Below are 18,071 nucleotides of genomic sequence, written 5' to 3'. Positions count from 1 at the left end.
CCAGGCCCCGGTTTCATGCCGGGGCTTTCGCATGCCTGGAGGCATCCACCCATGGCCAACATCGCTCTCGTCCGACGCGAGAACTGGGCACACCGACAGATCCGAGACTCCGCGTTCGCCACCGTCGGCCGCACCCGCGGGGTGAAGTTCCACTACACCGGCGGCCCCTTGTCCACGAAGGTCGTCACCGACCACGACGAGTGCATCCGCCGGATGAACGGCTTCGTGGCCGGACACCTCGCCCAGGGCTGGACGTGGGGCGGCTACAACGCCTGCGTGTGCGGCCACAAGGACAGCCGCGGCCGGTACCTGCTGCACGAGTGGCGGGGCATCGGCAAGCTCCCCGCCGCCAACGGGCCCGGTCTGAACAGCGGCCACCAGGCGATCCTGATCCTGGTCGGCAGCAGCGGCCACACCCAGCCCACCGAGGACCAGGTGGCCGCCGCCCGGGAGGCCGCCGAGTACGTCCGGGACCGCGGCCACGGCAACGAGATCCGTGGCCACCGCGACGGGTACGCCACATCGTGCCCGGGTGAGCCGCTGTACCGGCTGCTACGCGCGGGCAAGCTCACCCCGGGCGCCAGCGGAGGCGGCTCCGGAGACTCTTCCGGCGGCGGTTCCTCGGCACCGCGCCCGGCGCGTCCCGGTGAGGCGCCGCCCTACACGTTCCCGCTCCCGGCCGGGCACTGGTTCGGGCCGCCGCACAGCGACCCCCGCAACCACTCCGGCTACCACTGGGCGTCCGACCGGCCGCACATCCGCACGATCCAGCAGCGCCTGGCCGACCGCGGATGGGCGATCACCGTGGACGGCCGGTACGGGCCCAACACGGCCGAGACGATCCGCCTCTTCCAGGCCGAGAAGAACCTGGCCGCCGATGGCCTGACCGGCGCGGCCACGTGGCCCGTGCTGTGGACCGCCCCCATCACCTGAACGGAGACATCACCATGGCACACGCATCCCCAGTTCCTTCCCCGGGCAGCCCCGCCGAGACCCGCCAGGACGCCCGGACCCGCGGGTGGCGCACCGCGTTCCAGGGCCTCGCGTCCACCGTCCTCGTGGCCGTCGCCGCGCTCACCCTCGACGTCGTCACCCCGGGTGAGGCGATCGAGTGGGCGGCCTACGGGATGGCCGCCGGGACCGCTGCGCTCACCGCCGTGGCGGCCTGGGTACAGCGCCGCCTCGGCCGGTAGGCCCCACACACGCGGAACGCCCCGCTCCTCCTTCGGGAGGGGCGGGGCGTCCTTTCGCGTGTCCGGATGCGGCCACCGGCCACGGTCTGGCCCCCCGGGTGGGAGCATGCCCCCATGACGCACGAGGAGCGGTGGCCGCACGGTGAGACGGTCACCCTGTACGGCGGGCCCATGGACGGCCAGCAGATGGTCTACGACCCCGGCGACCTGGACGCCGACCCCAGCGAGTGGGGCGGCTACTACATGGTGCCGGAGGTGGTGACCCCACCCGCGCCGGAGGGTGTGGAGCTGCGAGCCGCCTACGAGCCGCGGCCGGGCGAGGACCCGACTCGGTGGTACTTCGACGGCTGGATTCCCTGGTAGACGCGAACGCCCCCGCTCCTCCCACGTCGGGAGGGGCGGGGGCGTTCGTCGTGTCCGCGGTCAGTTGACCCGCACGTCGTGCCACCAGCCAGAGGTAAGTCCGGTCCCGTCGACCTCGGTCTGGAGAGTGCCCGCGAGCAGGAGGCGCGTGCTGTCTCCCGGGCCCGCCGCCTGCTCTGCTCGGTAGGCCTGCTGCTCCTCTGGCGTCATGCGGAGCCTGACCCAGAAGCGGAACTCCTCGGTCTCCGGCATCTTGTCCTGCATGTATCCCCCCGTAGTTCCACGATATCTCTACGTGTCGGACTGTGTCCGAAAGGCGGGGCCACCAGCCCCCTGCTGGTGGCCCCGAAGCCCGGTCCCCCTGAGCCGGGCCAACCGCCCCTTCCCCTTGGAGGGGCGGCAGTCTGCGTGGTGGAAGCGTCGAGGTCCCTTGTCGACCCCGACACCCCCACCACCCGACACCGTGGTGCCGGTCAGCCGCCCTGGACGTCCCCCATGAGTCGAAGGCGGCTGCTGAATCCCGCGCGGCCGGGCGGGACGGGGCGTCATCCGACCGCGCGGGGGCTTACCTATTCGGCGGCGGGAAGTGCCTGCAATCCTGGACCCACCCGCAGACCTCGCACTTCCAGATCCACCGCACCACAGCGCGGACCCGGGCCAGCCGCCGTGTGGCGGCGCGGAAGCTGCTCATCGCACACCGCCCATCGCGGCGCGGCGCGTGCGCCAGCCCCCGCCCCTCATCCACTCCGGCACGTCCTCGCGGACCCGCGGCGGAATCGGCACCGGGTCCAGGCCGGTCGCGGGGACTTCGGCCAGCCACGGCAGGCAGACCGCCCGGACCATGTCCGCCGTGATGGGACCGGCGATGGGCCCGAGATGGCGGGTGAGCACCCGCCGCTCCTGGATGCCGCCAGGACGGGCGGGCACCTCCACCCTCCAGACGGGGCCGTCCATCCGGGCGCGGACCGCAGCGGCCACCCGGCCCTCACGGACGATGCGCAGGTCCACGCTGGTCGGTGGCGTGTGGTCGGGGATCTCGGCTTTCGCGTCCAGGCCTGCGTCCTCGGCTGCGGAGATGAGGGCGAGGATCGCTCGCTCATCGGACGTCATGCTGTCGTCTGGTGGGGTCACGTCGTCTCCTGGGTCTGGTATCGGCGGGCCAGCTTTGCCCGCATCTCGGTGTGCGTGTCGGCGACCAGCTCTTCGCCGGGGTCGCCGGGGCCGGTCCACCCGATCGGACGGTGGGCCACGAGGACCTGGTCGCCGTCGGCGGTGGTTCGGGTGGTGAGGATCCATTCGCCCCGCAGCAGCGCGGTGAGGGCGTCGTGCAGGCCGGTCACCGCGCGGGCTCCAGCGGCGAGTGCCAGCTGAGCGGGTGGGGGTGCGGGTCGGGGCAGTGCTCGCGAGCGACGCGGGTGACCGGGCCCCGGGTCGCTCCGTACAGCGGTTCGCCCTCCAGGGTCGGTCCGAGGTAGGTCACGCGGGTGCCGTGCGCAGCTGCCCAGGTGTACAGGGTGGGCAGGTCGGCCAGCTCGCGGATGTCACAGACCAGGCTCATGCCGCCGCCACCTCCAGGCGCTGGAGTCCGGCGAGCGCGCGGTGCAGGACGTCGAGGGAGGGGCCGCGACGGTGGCGGCCGACGAGGAAGCCGCGGACACGGGCAGCGCGGCGCGGACGGCGCCACGGCATACGTTCCTCGGCGAGCTGGCGGGCCACGGCGAGCGTGGCCGGGTGCAGGTAGCGCATAGCGCACATCTCCTGATGGGTGCCGCTGGATAGGCGGCGTGGGAACAACGGAACGGGACGGGCCTACGGAGACAACACCGCCCAGGTCGTGCAGTCGCCCGACCGATGGCGCCGGGACCCGAACCGATCCGCCACCGCCGAAACGATGGCGATCCCGTCGGGCGTCTCCGGGTCGATGTGGATCTCGTCGGCGCGGGGGTGCTGGCCGCGCTGGTCGTGAACCTCGATGCGCACTTCGGCGTTGAGGTCCACCGTGATCGTGATGTCGGCGTCGCTTGCTCGGATCGCGGACGTCACCAGCTCGGTGAGAACCAGTTCGACATCGGCCAGGCGGCTGACGCCGGGTAGGAGTGCGGACACTCCGTGTCGAGCGATCGGCACCATTGCGCTGCTCGCCGGAAGAGTGAGTCGCCTGCCCATGGCCATCCAAGCTGTACGTGCCGATTGAAAAGCTGTACGTGCAGCTTGCTTTGGTACGTGCAGCCTTGTCAAGCTGTTCGTGCAGATCGTTCTCGACCGAGGAGCACGCCGTGGCCCGCCCGACTTACCAGCGCGTCGCCGATACGCTGCGGCAGCGCATCATCGCGGGCGAGTACGCACCCGGCGACCGCCTTCCGTCCAGAGGTGAGCTGGCCGCCGAGTTCGATGTCGGCATGCGCGTTGCGGCCGACGCGGTGGGCCAGCTGGTGGCTGAGGGGTACGTCGTCTCCCGATCCGGGTCCGGCAGCTACGTGAGGCCACGCCCACCGGTCCGTCGGCTCACCCGTTCCTGGTACCGCGAGGCCCGCGGCGGCAGCCCGTTCCGTGCGGACATGGCCGCCCAGTCCGTCCGCGGCGGCTGGGAGTCGTCCTCGGAATCGGCGATCGCCCCGGACGCGGTCGCGCACCGGCTCGCCATCGAACCCGGCGACCCGGTCATGCGCACGAAGTACACGTTCACCGGCGACGGGGAGCCCGTCATGCTCTCCACGTCGTGGGAGCCCCTGGAGATCACCCGCGGCACCGAGGTCGTGCTGCCGGAGGACGGCGTCCACGCGGGCCGGGGCGTGGTCGAACGCATGCGGGTCATCGGGCAGAACATCGTGCAGGCCGGAGAGATCGTGACCGCGCGCCCGGCCGACCCGGCCGAGTCCGACCAACTGGGCGTCGCCCGGGGCAGCATCGTGCTGGTGATCCAGAGGACGTACTACACCGAGGAACGCCCGGTGGAGACGGCCGACATCGTGGTGCCGCCGGACAGATATGAGCTGGCGTACATGATCCCCGTGGGCGAGCAGGCATGAGGAAGGGGCCCGGCAGAGCCAGGCCCCTTCAGGCACATTCCCATGTGCGTTGTTCCCGCATGCCACTGTAGCGGCACCCGCCGACTATGGGGCGTCCCGAGCTATTCGCCGCGAATCGCCCGCAGGTGCCGCCGCACGGTGGTGACGTGCATCCCGATGCGCTCGGCGATCTGCTCGGCGGTGTGTCCGGGGTGCTCCGCGATGTGCTCGCGGACGCGCTCCCGTGTCCCCGCGCCCTGCTTCCTACGCGCCTCAGCGGCCGGGAGCGCGCGCTTCGCCGGTGCCGGGTCCACGCGCGCGGTGACCTGATCGCGGCGAGCATTTCCCAGGCCAGGCGCGGTGTGCTCGCGCGCGGGGAGTGCTCGCGTGCGCCCCCCGGCGGCGGTGGCGAGCGCCTCCGAGCGCATCCGGGCATGCTTGGACGCAGCCCGATCCCGTCCCTGCCAGTCCTTCAGGGCAGCGACCGCGCGCGCCCCCTCGGCGAGCACACGGGCACGCTCACGGGCACGCTCCGCGCACTCCACCGGGTGCAGGTGGCGGCCCTCGGCGGGCACCCACCCCGTGACGCGCTCGCCGCCGACGCGCACACGCCGCCCGTCGGCCAGCTGCTCCCACCGCGCGGCCGGGACGGGGCGCTCGTGCTCCTGGTCCTCAGCGGCGGGCGCGGTATCCCGGATGGACGGGGCGTGGGTGCCGTCCGGGAGCTTCCACGGGTCCGCGGCGGCCACACCGTCCTGCACGACCGCGAGCATGTACGCCGCCCCGGCTGCCCCGATCGGTCCGAGGGCGTGCCCGGCGAGCGCGGCGACCGCCGAACCGGACCACACGTCCGGCCAGTGCCCGGCCATGTTCAGCACGATGCTGATGGTGAGCGCGCCGACCTCCACCGTCTTCGCCCTCTCGTCCAGGTCTCCGCCAGCGGACTGGAGGCGGGCCCGGATGACGATGATCCCGGCGACGGTGCCCAGGAGCGCGGGCTCCACCGCCCACGCCATCGCGGCGGCCGGGCTCGCCGGGTCCAGGCCGAGCATGTTCACCATCCCGGCCTGGACTCCGGCCGTGCTCCAGCCGCCAAACGCGATCATGACGGGGAGCAGCAGGCACAGCGCGAGCGTGCGGGTCGTGCGCACCTGCTCGGCACGCGCCTCCCCGCTCTGGGAGACCTCCGCGCGCGCGGCAGCCACCTCCCCGGCGAGCAGGGCGCGGCGACGGATCGCGGCCTGGCGCTCCCGGGCGCGGCGGTCGGCGCGGTGGCGGGTGTAGGTGGAACGGACCGTGGCCATCGCCTCCTGCCGCTCCAGGCGTCGGCGGATCTCGGCGATCTCGCCGTCCACAGCGGTGGGGGTGCTACTCACTGGGCACCTCCGCCACCGCCAGGGCCAGCGACTCCATCACGCCGTCCAGGCCGACACCGTCAGCAGCGGCGTCCAGGGCGCCCACGATGCGGGTGACGCGGTCGCGGAGCGCGTAGGGGGGAGCGTCGGCGGGGACGTCCAGGGCGACGCGGAGAGTCTCGATGAAGTCCACGACGTCGCGGGGAAGGGGGGCACGCTCGGGGCGCGGTACGGTAGGCACTGGTTCAACTCCTGGTGGATCAGGTGGTTGGGCGGCCCCGGCTGGTGTGCTAGCACCGACCGGGGTTTTCCTTGTCGTGGGTGGCTTGCCACCTACTGTGGCACATGTATTGACGGGTGGCAAGCCACCTGTGATCATGGGGTCATGGCGAACCAGCACCGACACCGGCAACGCGTCCTACGCGGCATCGATGACGACCTGGCCGAGGAGTTCGACGCGGCCGTCCGGCGTGCGGGGACGGACCGGTCGGCGGTCACCCGACAACTGTGGGAGTGGTACACCGGCCGCACGGACGCCCTGCCGGAGCGACCCGCCCGGGACGGGTGAGCCCGGGTTGCGGTTGCAGTTTGGGTTGCAGTTGACCCCCCGCTACAGGGGTCTACACGCCTCTACACGTCGTCATACGTGCAGGCCATAGAGCCGCGTAGAGTCCTGTAGAGTCCCCCGTCCGCTCTCCTAAAGCGGGTGCCGCAGGTTCGAATCCTGCCGGGGCCGCGTCCGTGAACTGGGGTTCCTCCTTCGGGAGGAACCCCAGACGCTTTTCGGGCCCGTTCGGGGTCGCATTCCACAGCTTTCGTCACACGGCTTTCGTCACGCAGCGGCCCGCGCACCCGTGTGGGCCTTTCGGGGCGCGTACCCGTCCGGCCCCACCCGCTGGCGGCTACCGGCGGTCGGCCTCCGCCGTGGAACCCGCGACCAGCGCGGCCACCGTCCGCCGGATCCTGTCGCGGACCACGGACTCCTCCTCGCCGGTGAGCACGAGGTGGTGGACCGCGCCGACCACCGCCAGCGCCAGGGCCTCGGGGTCGGCGGTCCCGTGGAGGCGCCCCAGGCGCCGCTCCGCGTCGAGGTAGGCCGCGGCCGCGGTCTCGACCGCCTCCAGACCGGCCGTGCGGTCGCCGAGGACCGCGCGGACGCGTCCGGCCAGCTCCGGCCGGGAGACCATGAGCCTGGCCAGCGCCAGGAGGACCGTCGGCGGAGTCGCCAACACGGCCTCGGCCAGGTTGTCCGCGACCGCGCCCGTACCGGCGCGCCCCGGCAGGGACGCGGCCCTGGCGCAGACCTGGAAGCCCCGGTCGACGGCGTAGGCGGCCAGGAAGTCGTCGGTGTCCGCGAAGTGGGCGTACAGCAGCCCGGTGGCGACACCGGCCTCGCGTGTGACGGCCCGACCGCTGAGCCCGCCGGGCCCCTCCCGGACGATCACCCGCTCGACCGCGGAGAAGAGCCGCTGCCTGAGTTCGGGGATGGCGACACCACGTGGCATGCCAGGAATTCTAGGCCCTCGACCGGCCCCGGCGCGGTCGTCCACCGCACACCGGGCCACCGGCTTGCATTCTATATGAGCACGTGCTCATACTTGTATGAACGCTTGCTCATACCAACGTGGTCCGGAGGTCGCGGTGACGAACGTCGAGGACGCTTCCCAGCGTGTCGGTGGCGGGGACGGCGGCCCGCCGCCGAGGCGGGCGGTGATCGTCGGCGCGGGCATCGCCGGTCTCGCCGCCGCGCTGCGGCTCCACCGGGCCGGTTGGGAGACGCTCGTGGTCGAGCGCGCCCCGGCCCGCCGCAGCGGCGGCTACATGGTGAACCTGGTCGGGTGGGGCTACGACGCCGCCGAGCGCCTCGGCCTCGTCCCCGCGCTGTCCGACAGCGACCTCGGCCTGTTCTCCACGGTCCTGGTGAGGGCCGACGGTCGGCACAAGTTCGCCGTCCCTCCCGAGATCGCCAGGGCCGCCCTCGGCGACCGGGCGCTCACCGTGTTCCGGGGAAGCCTGGAGTCGGCGCTGTACGAGGCCGTGCGCGAGGCCGCGGTTCTCCGTTTCGGCACCACCGCCCTGAACGTGGCCCAGGACTCCGGCGGCGTCCGGGTCGGGCTCAGTGACGGCACCACCGAGCGCGCCGACCTGCTCGTCGGCGCCGACGGGCTGCACTCGGGTGTCCGCGCGGCCGTGTTCGGTCCCGAGGCGGACTTCCGCGTCGACCTGGACCACGTCGTGGGCGCGCTCCCGCTCGACCGGCTCCCTCCGGACGTGCCGGAGGGGACCGGCACCACGTTCATCGGGCCGGGGCGTACGGCGGCGGTCGTCAACCTCGGGCCGGGCCGGTCCTCGGCCTTCTTCACCTACCGCTGCGCGGACCCGGACGCCGAACTGGCGCGGGGACCCGCCCAGGCGCTCACCGCGGCGTTCGGCGACCTCGGCGGGGGCGTGCCCGACGTGCTCCGCCAGCTCCACGCAGACCCGCCCGGCGCCTACTTCGACTCCGTCAGCCAGATCTCCATGCACGGGTGGAGCCGCGGCCGGGTCGTACTGCTGGGCGACGCGGCCTGGTGCCCCTCCCTGTTCGCCGGGTACGGCGCGGCCCTCGCGCTCAGCGGCGCGGACCGGCTCGGCGACGCCCTGGAGCGGCACGGCGACGACGTCACCGAGGGCCTGGCCCGGTGGGAGGCGGGGCTGCGCCCCGAGACCCGCAAGCGACAGGCGCTCGCCCGCCGGGGGACGCGTCAGTACGCCCCCTCCAGCCGCGCGCACGTGTGGATGAACGACCTGGCGCTCCGGGCCGTCCTGCTCCCGGGCGTCCGCGGACTCGTCCAGCGCGGCATCCGGCGCGCCAGCAGGCAGCACGCCGCGGCGGACGGGTGACGGAAGGCCGCGGCGGACGGCTGGCGGCGGGCCGCGGTCCCCGGTGTCTGGAAGACTGGCGCCGTCCGTTCCGCGGCGGCCCGTCCCCGACAGCACCGCCTCAGCCCCCTCCTCCGGAAGTAGGGACCCGTGTTCGAGAGGTTCACCACCAACGCGCGCCGGATCGTCGTGCGGGCCCAGGCTCAGGCCAAACGCCTGCGCCACGACACCATCGACACCGACCACGTCCTGATGGGCCTGGCGTTGGAGGTCCAGAGCACCGGAGGCCGCTGCCTGGCCGGACACGGCCTCGACGCCGAGGCGATGGAGCGCGTCTCGCTGGCGCTGCGCCCCTCGGGCGCCGTCGAGCCGGAGGGACACGTCCCCTTCACCGGCAGCGCGAAGAAGGCCCTGGAGAACTCGCTGCGCGAGGCCCTCGCCCTGAAGCGCAACTACATCGGGACCGAGCACCTGCTGCTCGGGCTGATCCACGACCGCGAGTGCACCGCCGTCCGGATCCTGGCCGCCCTGGGCGCCGACCCCGACGCGCTGCGCCGGACCACACTCGACGCGTCGGAGACGAACACCCCCTCCAGGAACATCGAGGGCGTGCTCGACCACCTCGGCGACACGGTGCGCGCCGCCGTCGGCCTGGCGCGCTCGGAGGCCGTGGCGCACCGGCACGCCGAGATCGGCACCGAACACCTCCTGCTCGGCCTCCTCCACACCGGGCAGGACCGCGACGACGCCGTCCGACTCCTGCTCGAGCACGGCGTCACCCTGCCCCTGGTCCTGCGCCGCGTCGACGAGCTGGTCGGCCGCGGGCGGGCGGAGGCGCCCGCGGAGGGCAGGGGGCTGCCCCTCACCCCGTACGCCGGGCACGCCATGGAGCTGAGCCAACGGGAGCGCGTCACACGGGCCCAGCGCGAGGTCACCGCCGCACACGTCCTGACCGGGATCCTCCGCGTGCCCGGGAGCACGGGCGCGCGGATCCTGGCGGAGGCCGGGCTGGACGCCGACACGGCGCGCCAGCGGCTGTTCGGCGCGGCTCCGGAGCCGACCGGCCCGTGACCGGGCTCCGCGTGTCCGCGTCTCCCCCGGTCAACGGTGCCGGTTCCCCCACGTGTCGCCATGACACCGGGGGCGGCTCGTCCGATCATGGAGCGGGAGCAGGTACCTGACGGGGGAGGTCACACGGATGGCGCGCACGGAGCACTTCCGGGACGAGCGGTCGGAGGAACCGGACAGAACGCCCGTCCGGCAGCGGGGCGGCTCGCCCGCCGCCATCGCCGGGGCGCTCCACCGCACCCCGCACCCCGGTCCCCAGCACTGGGGCGGGCCCCGGCCCCGCAAGACGGACCCGGACCCGTTCTTCCCCAACCGGCTGGGGCCGCCGCCCACACGCCGCCGCTCCTGAGCGGGCGTCCGGCGGCGGTGTCGACCGTGGGGGTGCCTGGGGTCTGTTCTTTGGACCGGCCTCAGTCTGTGGGGGTTGGTTCGGGCGCCCACGGGGTTCTGGAGGTGGCGAAGGTGAGACTGCGAGGAACGAGCCGTCTCACCGTAGACGCCGAGGGTTCTCGTTCTCCGGGCGCCCGAACACAAGAAGGACCGCGCCGTAGGCGTCCGTTGAGGGTGGTGGCGGGCGACGGGTGGGACGAAGCGAAGCGGAGGTCCAAAGAAACACCGCTAGCGCCGCGGTCGGAGCACGTAGCCGACGTAGCCGTACTCGTGGCCGTGCTCCCGGTACACCGCGACCTCACGGCGCAGTTCGGCGGCGGCCGCCGCGGCGTGCGGGTCGGCCGGGTCGGTCAGCGCGGCCCGCGCCTCCAGCGGGGCGTAGTACGCCTCCCAGTCGCTCGCCGGGAGCAGGTACGCGGCCGTGACGGTGTATCCGGCGGCCGTCGCCGCCGCCACGTTCTCGGCCGTGGTGCTCAGCGGGTACAGGGCGTCCCAGTAGGCCCGGGCCCCGGCCGACGGCTCGTCCGTGGTCCACCCGCACTCGGTGACCACCAGCGCTCCCTGGGGGGAGAGCAGACGGCGCCACGAGGCGAGCGCGTGCGCGAACCCGACGTTGTAGGCGGCGCCCTCGCTCCACAGCAGGTCGAAGGACCCGTCGGCGAGGTCGTCCAGGTCGTCCATGGAGCCCGTCCGCGTGGTGACGCGGTCCGCGGCGCCCGCGGCCTCGGCGGCGGCCGCCAGGTCGGCCAGGAACGGCGGGTACAGGTCCACCGCGGTGATCCGCGCCCCCTCCAGCTCCCTCGCCAGGACCAGCGAGGCCGCTCCGGTGCCGCTGCCCAGGTCCAGTACCCGCGGGCTCCGCGGCAGGGGGGACGCCAGGGAGAGCAGGAGGCGGGTGGTGGCGTGCGACCCGGGCCCCTGCCGCTCCTGCCCCTCGTGCAGGGCCAGTGCGGCCTTCAGGGACGGGTCGTCGAAGTCGGGTTCCATGCTCGCTCCGGTGCGCTGGAGGACGGGTGCACCGGCGAACGTACCAGTCCGGCGCGGGCCTCCCGGGGGAGGCGGCGCCCTCCCCCGCCCCTCACAGGAAGGGCCGCCAGGGGGCCAGCACGGCCTCGCCGAACTTGGCGTACCAGGGGCGGTCCCGCCACTCGCACTCGGACAGCTCGCGGGCGTTGGCGAGGTCGTTGGCGAAGACCTCCTCCAGGTGCCCGGCCACGCCCTCGTCGAAGATCTCCACGTTGATCTCGTAGTTGCCCGTCAGGCTCAGCCGGTCCACGTTGGCGGTGCCGATCGTGGACCAGCGTCCGTCCACCGTCGCCGTCTTGGCGTGCACCATGGCGTTGCGGTACAGCCACAGGCGCACGCCGCCGCGCAGCAGCACCGAGTACTGGCTGCGGGAGATCCAGTCCGCGATGACGTGGTTGGACTCCTCCGGCACGAGGACGTTGACGTCCACGCCGCGCTCCACCGCTTCGACCAGGGCGTTCTGGAACTCCCGGTCGGGCATGAAGTAGGCCTGGGTGAACAGCACCCGCTCCTTGGCCCGGTCGATGGCCTCCAGGAACATCGCCCGGATGGGATAGATGAGCATCTCGGGCACGTTGCGGTGCACGCGGAAGTGCGCGTCCCAGTCGGGCTCGCCGAAGTTCTCCAGCTCGGGCTGGAGGGGCCTGCGGTTCATGTTCCAGAAGTCGCTGAAGGCGTTCTCCAGCTCCCACACCGCCGGGCCGGTCACGCGCAGGTGGGTGTCGCGCCAGTCGGTGGCGTAGAGCGAGCCCACGTTGTACCCGCCGACGAAGCCCACCTCGCCGTCGACGGTGAGGATCTTGCGGTGGTCGCGGCCGGACTTGCGGATGTTCAGCAGCAGCACGCCGGGCCGGAAGACCGGGTACTCCAGCACGCGGACGTTGGGCGGGAAGCGGAAGAAGGACCGGGGCACCACCAGGTTCGCGAAGCCGTCGTAGATGACGTACACCTCGACGCCCCGTTCGGCCGCCTCGATGAGCTCGCGCTTGAACCGCTGGCCCACCCGGTCGTCCTTGACGATGTAGGACTCGAACAGGACGCGGTGCCGGGCCCCCCGGATCGCCGCGATCATGTCCTCGAACAGGTCCTCGCCGTAGGTGTACACGGTGGCCGTGGTCCCGGTGTCGCCCACCGGCAGCTCGGCGGGCGCCGTGCGGGGGAAGAAGGCCCGGCGCGGCCGCACCTTCCTGCGCCAGTGGTTGACCCCCATGAGGGTCGCGGCCACGGCGACCTGGGTGGTCACCAGCCCGACGAGCCCCCACTTGGCCACCGAGGTGATGGTGGAGCGTCGCACAGTCGCCTCCCGGGCAGGGACCTCCGCGGTGCCGGGCCCGACCGCGGACGCCGCTGGTACAAAGTGGACGTCAACCGTATCCCGGGGCAGCGGCGGACGGCGGCGCGTCCGCCCCGTGTCCCCCGTGGCACGGGACTCTCCCCCTACCCCCGTTCCCGGCGGCGGAACGCCACCAGTTCCGTGGTCGGGCTCTCACTGCGGCCCCGGACCAGGCGCCGCTCCAGCGGGTACAGCGCCGCGCCCGCGAGCCACCCGGTCGGCGCGGTGAGGGTGGCCGCGCGCAGGACCCCGCCCCACGCCTTGCGCCAGGGCGCGGGGGCGTCCACCTGGGCGTTCATGAGCATGAGCATGGGCACCCGGCGGACCAGGTCGAACCCGGCCCGGTCCGCGGTGTCCGTGATCCACTCCAGGGTGCGGTTGACCTGGTGTTCGCCGCGCTGCTCGGGACGGCGGAGGCAGTTCTCGGAGACCACGAGGAGGCCGCCGGGGCGCAGCACCCGGGCGAACTCGCCGACGGCCCGGGTGTAGCGCTCGTCGTCGGTGATGTGGAAGAGCACGTCCATGCAGGACAGCGCGTCGAAGGCGTCGTCGTCGAAGGCGTCGAGGTCGGCGGCGTCCTGGCGGACGAACCGGTGGTCGGGGAACCTGCCGCGCAGGCGCTGGACGGCCGCGTCGGTCATGTCGCACCCGGTGACGTCACCGACGCCCATGCGCCCCCACAGGCGCACGTAGAAGCCGGTGCCGCTGCCCACGTCGAGGACGCTGGCGCCGGATCGGCCGGGGGTCAGCCGGGCGGCCTCGCGCAGGAACACCTCCTCGCGCACCTTGTACATCCACGTGTTGAAGGGGCGGCCCAGGGCCCGGTAGCCGACGCCGCTCTCGGTCCAGTCGCCTTCGAGGCGGCGTTCCCAGAAGTCTCGCAGTTCGCTGTGCGTAGCCATGGGACCACTGTCACACCGCGCCCGCGGGAAGTCCCGCCGCAGCGCCGGAACGGCTCCGGCGAGCCGCGTGCGGCCGGTTTTCGGACATCCCGGTGCCCTCAAAGCGAAGGGCCGGATCTCGCGCCCCCCGCCCGTCCGCAGCTCAGGGGACGCGGTGGGCGGCCACGCGCTCCACGAACCCCAGCGCGGTCCGGTCGTGGTGGTCGACCGCGAACCCCGCGTCGACGGCCACGTGCCGGGGCAGCCGCCGGGGCCGGTCCTTTCGGGCCTCCCGCGCGCGCAGGGGCCAGCGGGTGTACTCGACGTGGTCGACCAGCAGCAGGAGCCCGCCCGGCCGCAGGACGCGGTGCATCTCGGACAGGGCGCGGTACTGGTCGGGGATGGTGCACAGGGCGAGCGCGCACAGGACGGTGTCGAACTCCCCGTCGCCGAAGGGCAGGTCCTGCGCGTCGCCCTCGCGCAGGGTGAAGCGTCCGTCCAGTCCGGCGGCCCGCTCCCGGGCCCTGGCCAGCATGCCGGGACTCAGGTCCACCCCGGTGACCTCCACCCCGTCCCGGTAGTACGGCAGGTTCTGGCCGGTGCCCACGGCGACCTCCAGGACCCGGCCGCGCGCCCTGGCGCACAGCCGGGCGCGGGTGCGGCCGAGCACGGCCCTCTGCACCCCCGCACCGCGGTCGTAGCCCCGCGACATCCGATCCCACTCGCCGCGCACACGCTCGGTCCGCTCGTCCACGGTGTCCTCCCCCAGCTCGGTTCCTTGACCGGAGCCCCAGTGTGGAAGTTAATGTCCACATGAAGTCAAGCGAGTCGGAGCTGTCCATCGGCGAACTGGCCGAACCCTTCGGACTGGCCACCCACGTGCTGCGGCACTGGGAGTCGGTCGGCGTCCTGGAACCGTCCCGCCGCGCGGGGGGCCAGCGCCGGTACACACCGGAGCAGCGCCTGCGGGTGGGGCTGGTGCTGCGCGCCCAGGAGGCCGGGTTCAGCCTGGAGCAGATCCGCGAACTGTTCGGCGCCGAGGACGGGGCGGCGCGGCGCGGGCACCTGGCCGAGCACCTGGCGCGGCTGGACGAGCGCATGGCCCGGCTGCGGGCGGTCCGCGACATGGTGGCGCACACGCTCTCCTGCGAGGCGCCGGACGTCCTGGAGTGCCCGACCATGAGGGCGGCGCTGGAGGAGACCGTGGTGTCGGAGTGTGCTGCTATGCATGGCCGCGCACACCCTCCGAGATTCCAGGAATCCCCTTGACCTTCCACGACCATCTGACCGAGTTCGCCGGACTGCCCGTCGCGAGCTACCCGGAGGCCCGCCGCCTGGAAGAGCACGGGGAGACCACCGCTCCCGGCGTCCGTTCCCCGGAACGGGACGGCCTGGCCGACCCCGGTTCGGTGGCCTGGCTGTTCGACGAATACGGCATCCCGGAGGTTCCCCGGGAGCACCTGGAGAGCTTCCTGGAGTTCGTCGGCGCCCCGGCCTCGGTCCGCGCCCTCGTGGTCGGCGGCCTGGTGGACGGCTTCGAGGTGGAGTCCTCCGACGCCGTCCGCGACGCCCTCGCGGAGGCGGCACCGCGCCTGCCCGGCCTGCGCTCCCTCTTCTACGCGGACCTGATCTGCGACGAGTGCGAGGCGTCGTGGATCAGGCACGGGGACCTGTCCCCGCTGGTGACCGCCTTCCCCGGGCTGACCGGGTTCGCGGTGCGCGGCACCACCCGCCTGAGCCTGGAGGCGCTGGAGCACGACGGGCTTCACCGCCTCACTCTCCAGGGCGGGGGACTACCCGGACGGCTTGCCCGCGAAGTCGCCTCCGCGCGGCTCCCCGCCCTGGAGCACCTGGAGCTGTGGCTGGGGATGGAGGACTACGGCGGCGACACCACGGCACAGGACCTCGCGCCGGTGCTGTCCGGCGAGGCCTTCCCCGGGCTGAGGTCGCTGGGCCTGCGCAACGCCGAGCACACCGGCGCCTGGGTGCGGGTCCTCGCCGAGGCCCCCGTCACCTCCCGCCTGCACACCCTGGACCTGTCCCTGGGCACCCTGCGCGACGAGGACGTCCCGGTCCTGCTGGAGTCGCCCGTGTTCCGCGGGCTCGGGAAGCTGGACCTGCACCACCACTACCTGTCCGAGGAGGCGGAGAAGGAGGTGCGCGCGGCGTTCACCGGAGCCGGGGTGGAGGTGGACCTATCCGACCGCGAGGGGCCGAACCTCGACACGTACGACGGGGAGCCCACCTACTACACGGCCGTCTCGGAGTAGTCCCGGGAACCGCCGGGGAGCCTCCGGGCCGCTCGGACGCGGGTGACCCGGGATGTCGGGGCGCACTGGTAGGCATGGACGCACACTCCGCCGCACCCCTGGGAGACCCCGTGGCCTTCGACACCCACCTGACCGAGTTCGCCGGACTGCCCGTCGTGGAGTACCGCTCCCCCGAGGGGTGGACGCGGGAGGCGGAGGAGGAGCGCGAGAGGGCGGAGTGGCTGGGCCGGAGCTTCACCGGCCCCGGCCCGTACCCGCCCCCGGCACTGGGCGCGGCCCTGGCCGACCCCGGGTCGGTGGCCTGGCGCCTCAGCGCCGGCGAGGAGCCCCTGGACCACTACCGGCGGTTCACCGCGCAGGTGGACCAGGACCGGGTCACCGCCGTCGTGCTCGGGGACATGCTGGAGACCTTCTCCGTGCAGTGTCCCGACCCCGTCAAGCGCGCCCTCCTGGAGGTGGCGCCGGACCTGACCGGGCTGCGCTCCCTCTTCTACTGCGACGTGACCTACGAGCAGCTCGAGGTCTCGTGGATCGAGCTGGGCGACATGGCCCCGGTCCTGGCCGCCCTCCCCCGACTGACCGAGTTCGCGGTGCGCGGCACGGGTGACATGAGCCTGCACGTGCCCCGGCACGACTCGCTGCGCCGCCTCACCCTCCAGGGCGGCGGACTGCCCGCGAAGCTCACCCGCGAGGTCGTCTCGTCCGGGTTCCCGGACCTGGAGCACCTGGAGCTGTGGCTGGGCGTGGAGAACTACGAGGGCGACACCACCCCGGAGGACCTCGCCCCGGTGCTGTCCGGCGAGGCCTTCCCCCGGCTGCGGTCGCTGGGGCTGCGCAACGCCGAGCACACCGACGACTGGGTTCCGGTCCTCGCCGAGGCCCCCGTCACCTCCCGCCTGCACACCCTGGACCTGTCCCTGGGCACCCTCACCGACAAGGGCGCTCGGGCCCTGGTCGAGGCCGCACCCGCGTTCGGGCACCTGAAACGGCTCGACCTGCACCGCCACTACCTGTCCGAGGAGATGAGCGAGCACGTCCGGGCCGCCTTCGCCGGGACCGGTGTGGACGTGGACCTGTCCGACCGCGAGGTCGACAGCGACTGGGAGGACGAGAACTTCGACTACGACTCGGCCGGCTACTACACGGCCGTCACCGAGTAGGGCCCGCGCCGTCCGTCGTGTCACTCCGGGCTGCTAGATATGTTCCTGCCCGAAACCCCGAGGTAGGAGCCCCCCGATGCCGAACAACCACCACGTCACCGAGTTCGCGGGCCTACCCGTGGTCGAGTTCCCCGCGATCGAGGCCGAGGAGGTCGGCACCTACTCCGAGGAGCCCGCCCAGTCCCCCGAGGAGCTGGCCGCGGCGGTCGCCGACCCCGGCTCGGTGGCGTGGCGGCTGCGCGTCTCGTCGGTCTACCCCGCCGAGGACTTCGGGGACTACTTCGCCCGATTCCTCGCGGCCGTGGACACCGGTCAGGTCCGGGCCCTGATCGTCGGCGGCTGGGGCGACTTCGAGGAGGAACCGCCCTCGACCGTGCCGCGCGACGCGCTCATCCGCGGTGCCGACGCGTTCCCCCGGCTGCGGGCGCTGTTCTTCGGCGAGATCCTCCAGGAGGAGTACGAGATCTCCTGGATCCACCAGACCGACCTGGCGCCCCTGGTGGCGGCGTTCCCCCGGTTGGAGGAACTGACCGTGCGCGGCACCGGCGACCCCTACCTGGGCGACGGCAAGCTGGAGATGGCCCTGGCCGAGCACACCGGCCTGCGGACCCTGGTCCTCCAGAGCGGCGGCCTGCCCGGCCAGGTCTCGCGCGAGGTCGCCGCCTCGCCGCTGCCCGCGCTGGAGAACCTCGAACTGTGGCTGGGTGTGGAGAACTACCGGGGTGACACCGCCCCGGACGACCTGGCGCGGGTGCTCTCCGGCGAGGCCTTCCCCGAGCTGCGCCACCTGGGCCTGCGCAACGCCGAGGACGTCGACGACTGGATCCCCGTCCTGGCCCAGGCCCCCGCCCTGGCCTCCCTGGAGGTCCTGGACCTGTCCCTGGGCGCCCTGACCGACAAGGGCGGACAGGCCCTGGTGGAGGCCGCGTCCGCGTTCGCGGGGCTGCGCCGCCTGGACCTGCACCACCACTACCTGTCCGAGGAGACGCAGGCGCGCGTCCGCGAGGCCCTGCCCGGCGTGGAGGTCGACCTGTCCGAGCACCGGGAGCCGCACACCCACGGGGACAGGGTGTACTACTTCACCGCGGTCTCGGAGTAACCCCACGCAAGTGCGTCACTCCGGGCTGCCAGACATCGCCTGCCCGAAACCCTGAGCCGGAAA

General features: G+C 73.1%; 25 protein-coding genes. 12 read left to right on the top strand and 13 right to left on the bottom strand.

Going from position 1 to position 18,071, the window contains the following annotated elements; translation table 11 throughout:
* The first annotated feature begins 51 nt into the window (after positions 1 to 51).
* From ACSIH6_RS17530 to ACSIH6_RS17520, 3 genes are all read left to right on the top strand, one after another.
* Positions 52 to 933 (top strand): peptidoglycan recognition protein family protein, encoded by an 882-nt coding sequence (locus tag ACSIH6_RS17530; RefSeq protein ID WP_435109381.1) that lies wholly within the window; start codon positions 52 to 54, stop codon positions 931 to 933.
* A gap of 14 nt (positions 934 to 947) precedes the next feature.
* A complete protein-coding gene (locus ACSIH6_RS17525) occupies positions 948 to 1,193 on the top strand; it encodes a hypothetical protein (protein ID WP_435109380.1) in 246 nt (81 codons plus the stop codon).
* Positions 1,194 to 1,307: 114 nt separating this feature from the next.
* On the top strand, positions 1,308 to 1,556 hold the full coding sequence (locus tag ACSIH6_RS17520; RefSeq protein WP_435109379.1) for a hypothetical protein: 249 nt from the start codon (positions 1,308 to 1,310) through the stop codon (positions 1,554 to 1,556).
* A 60-nt stretch (positions 1,557 to 1,616) separates the two neighbouring features.
* Here ACSIH6_RS17520 and ACSIH6_RS17515 read toward each other — a convergent pair whose 3' ends face one another.
* The 6 genes from ACSIH6_RS17515 to ACSIH6_RS17490 form a co-directional block, all read right to left on the bottom strand.
* Positions 1,617 to 1,820, bottom strand: a complete 204-nt coding sequence (locus tag ACSIH6_RS17515) for a hypothetical protein (protein ID WP_435109378.1) — start codon at positions 1,818 to 1,820, stop codon at positions 1,617 to 1,619.
* A gap of 423 nt (positions 1,821 to 2,243) precedes the next feature.
* Complete coding sequence (locus ACSIH6_RS17510) at positions 2,244 to 2,687, bottom strand: hypothetical protein (RefSeq protein ID WP_435109377.1); 444 nt, start codon at positions 2,685 to 2,687, stop codon at positions 2,244 to 2,246.
* Positions 2,684 to 2,896: a hypothetical protein gene (locus tag ACSIH6_RS17505; protein WP_435109376.1), complete on the bottom strand. Its 213-nt coding sequence runs from the start codon at positions 2,894 to 2,896 to the stop codon at positions 2,684 to 2,686. Before ACSIH6_RS17505 ends, ACSIH6_RS17510 begins: the two co-directional genes overlap by 4 nt.
* Complete coding sequence (locus tag ACSIH6_RS17500) at positions 2,893 to 3,114, bottom strand: hypothetical protein (RefSeq protein ID WP_435109375.1); 222 nt, start codon at positions 3,112 to 3,114, stop codon at positions 2,893 to 2,895. Before ACSIH6_RS17500 ends, ACSIH6_RS17505 begins: the two co-directional genes overlap by 4 nt.
* Positions 3,111 to 3,302, bottom strand: coding sequence for a hypothetical protein (locus tag ACSIH6_RS17495; RefSeq protein WP_435109374.1), 192 nt, complete (start codon positions 3,300 to 3,302; stop codon positions 3,111 to 3,113). Before ACSIH6_RS17495 ends, ACSIH6_RS17500 begins: the two co-directional genes overlap by 4 nt.
* A 63-nt stretch (positions 3,303 to 3,365) precedes the next feature.
* Positions 3,366 to 3,662: an ATP-binding protein gene (locus tag ACSIH6_RS17490; RefSeq protein ID WP_435109373.1), complete on the bottom strand. Its 297-nt coding sequence runs from the start codon at positions 3,660 to 3,662 to the stop codon at positions 3,366 to 3,368.
* 170 nt (positions 3,663 to 3,832) lie between these two features.
* On the opposite strand from ACSIH6_RS17490, the gene ACSIH6_RS17485 reads away from it, so the two are divergent.
* On the top strand, positions 3,833 to 4,585 hold the full coding sequence (locus ACSIH6_RS17485; protein WP_435109372.1) for a GntR family transcriptional regulator: 753 nt from the start codon (positions 3,833 to 3,835) through the stop codon (positions 4,583 to 4,585).
* A gap of 101 nt (positions 4,586 to 4,686) precedes the next feature.
* On the opposite strand, the gene ACSIH6_RS17480 is transcribed toward ACSIH6_RS17485, so the two are convergent.
* Together ACSIH6_RS17480 and ACSIH6_RS17475 are read right to left on the bottom strand one after the other, a co-directional pair.
* Entirely contained in the window at positions 4,687 to 5,940 is a 1,254-nt protein-coding gene (locus tag ACSIH6_RS17480) for a hypothetical protein (protein WP_435109371.1), read from the bottom strand.
* On the bottom strand, positions 5,933 to 6,160 hold the full coding sequence (locus tag ACSIH6_RS17475) for a hypothetical protein (protein ID WP_435109370.1): 228 nt from the start codon (positions 6,158 to 6,160) through the stop codon (positions 5,933 to 5,935). Before ACSIH6_RS17475 ends, ACSIH6_RS17480 begins: the two co-directional genes overlap by 8 nt.
* Positions 6,161 to 6,304: 144 nt before the next feature.
* Here ACSIH6_RS17475 and ACSIH6_RS17470 point away from each other — a divergent pair, with 144 nt between their 5' ends.
* Positions 6,305 to 6,487 (top strand): hypothetical protein, encoded by a 183-nt coding sequence (locus tag ACSIH6_RS17470; RefSeq protein WP_435109369.1) that lies wholly within the window; start codon positions 6,305 to 6,307, stop codon positions 6,485 to 6,487.
* Between the two features lie 334 nt (positions 6,488 to 6,821).
* Here the strand turns inward: ACSIH6_RS17470 and ACSIH6_RS17465 are convergent, their stop codons facing one another.
* Entirely contained in the window at positions 6,822 to 7,424 is a 603-nt protein-coding gene (locus ACSIH6_RS17465) for a TetR family transcriptional regulator (protein WP_435109368.1), read from the bottom strand.
* A gap of 136 nt (positions 7,425 to 7,560) precedes the next feature.
* On the opposite strand from ACSIH6_RS17465, the gene ACSIH6_RS17460 reads away from it, so the two are divergent.
* From ACSIH6_RS17460 to ACSIH6_RS17450, 3 genes are all read left to right on the top strand, one after another.
* Positions 7,561 to 8,802, top strand: a complete 1,242-nt coding sequence (locus ACSIH6_RS17460; RefSeq protein WP_435109367.1) for an FAD-dependent monooxygenase — start codon at positions 7,561 to 7,563, stop codon at positions 8,800 to 8,802.
* Positions 8,803 to 8,931: 129 nt separating this feature from the next.
* Positions 8,932 to 9,852, top strand: coding sequence for a Clp protease N-terminal domain-containing protein (locus ACSIH6_RS17455; RefSeq protein WP_435109366.1), 921 nt, complete (start codon positions 8,932 to 8,934; stop codon positions 9,850 to 9,852).
* 127 nt (positions 9,853 to 9,979) lie between these two features.
* Positions 9,980 to 10,198, top strand: a complete 219-nt coding sequence (locus ACSIH6_RS17450; RefSeq protein WP_435109365.1) for a calcium-binding protein — start codon at positions 9,980 to 9,982, stop codon at positions 10,196 to 10,198.
* 269 nt (positions 10,199 to 10,467) lie between these two features.
* Here ACSIH6_RS17450 and ACSIH6_RS17445 read toward each other — a convergent pair whose 3' ends face one another.
* From ACSIH6_RS17445 to ACSIH6_RS17430, 4 genes are all read right to left on the bottom strand, one after another.
* Positions 10,468 to 11,226, bottom strand: a complete 759-nt coding sequence (locus ACSIH6_RS17445) for a class I SAM-dependent methyltransferase (RefSeq protein WP_435109364.1) — start codon at positions 11,224 to 11,226, stop codon at positions 10,468 to 10,470.
* A gap of 91 nt (positions 11,227 to 11,317) precedes the next feature.
* The gene (locus ACSIH6_RS17440) at positions 11,318 to 12,559 is read right to left on the bottom strand and encodes a phospholipase D-like domain-containing protein (protein ID WP_435109363.1); all 1,242 of its coding nucleotides are present in this window, start codon (positions 12,557 to 12,559) and stop codon (positions 11,318 to 11,320) included.
* A gap of 143 nt (positions 12,560 to 12,702) precedes the next feature.
* The gene (locus ACSIH6_RS17435; RefSeq protein ID WP_435109362.1) at positions 12,703 to 13,500 is read right to left on the bottom strand and encodes a class I SAM-dependent methyltransferase; all 798 of its coding nucleotides are present in this window, start codon (positions 13,498 to 13,500) and stop codon (positions 12,703 to 12,705) included.
* Between the two features lie 142 nt (positions 13,501 to 13,642).
* Positions 13,643 to 14,233 (bottom strand): class I SAM-dependent methyltransferase, encoded by a 591-nt coding sequence (locus ACSIH6_RS17430; protein ID WP_435109361.1) that lies wholly within the window; start codon positions 14,231 to 14,233, stop codon positions 13,643 to 13,645.
* A gap of 59 nt (positions 14,234 to 14,292) precedes the next feature.
* On the opposite strand from ACSIH6_RS17430, the gene ACSIH6_RS17425 reads away from it, so the two are divergent.
* The 4 genes from ACSIH6_RS17425 (at position 14,293) to ACSIH6_RS17410 (ending at position 18,008) form a co-directional block, all read left to right on the top strand.
* Positions 14,293 to 14,748 carry a helix-turn-helix domain-containing protein gene (locus tag ACSIH6_RS17425; RefSeq protein ID WP_435109360.1) on the top strand — a complete coding sequence of 152 codons (456 nt, stop codon included), beginning with the start codon at positions 14,293 to 14,295 and terminating at the stop codon, positions 14,746 to 14,748.
* Positions 14,745 to 15,749 (top strand): STM4015 family protein, encoded by a 1,005-nt coding sequence (locus ACSIH6_RS17420; protein WP_435109359.1) that lies wholly within the window; start codon positions 14,745 to 14,747, stop codon positions 15,747 to 15,749. The genes ACSIH6_RS17425 and ACSIH6_RS17420 overlap by 4 nt, the downstream gene beginning before the upstream one ends.
* A 110-nt stretch (positions 15,750 to 15,859) precedes the next feature.
* Positions 15,860 to 16,909 carry an STM4015 family protein gene (locus ACSIH6_RS17415; RefSeq protein WP_435109446.1) on the top strand — a complete coding sequence of 350 codons (1,050 nt, stop codon included), beginning with the start codon at positions 15,860 to 15,862 and terminating at the stop codon, positions 16,907 to 16,909.
* 76 nt (positions 16,910 to 16,985) lie between these two features.
* On the top strand, positions 16,986 to 18,008 hold the full coding sequence (locus ACSIH6_RS17410; protein WP_435109358.1) for an STM4015 family protein: 1,023 nt from the start codon (positions 16,986 to 16,988) through the stop codon (positions 18,006 to 18,008).
* The last annotated feature ends 63 nt before the right edge of the window (positions 18,009 to 18,071 follow it).

It is taken from the genome of Nocardiopsis synnemataformans, from assembly GCF_965343085.1.
GTDB lineage: Bacteria > Actinomycetota > Actinomycetes > Streptosporangiales > Streptosporangiaceae > Nocardiopsis > Nocardiopsis alborubida.
The sequence above is the reverse complement of the archived record's forward strand: the minus strand, read 5'-3'. Positions and strand labels throughout refer to the sequence as shown.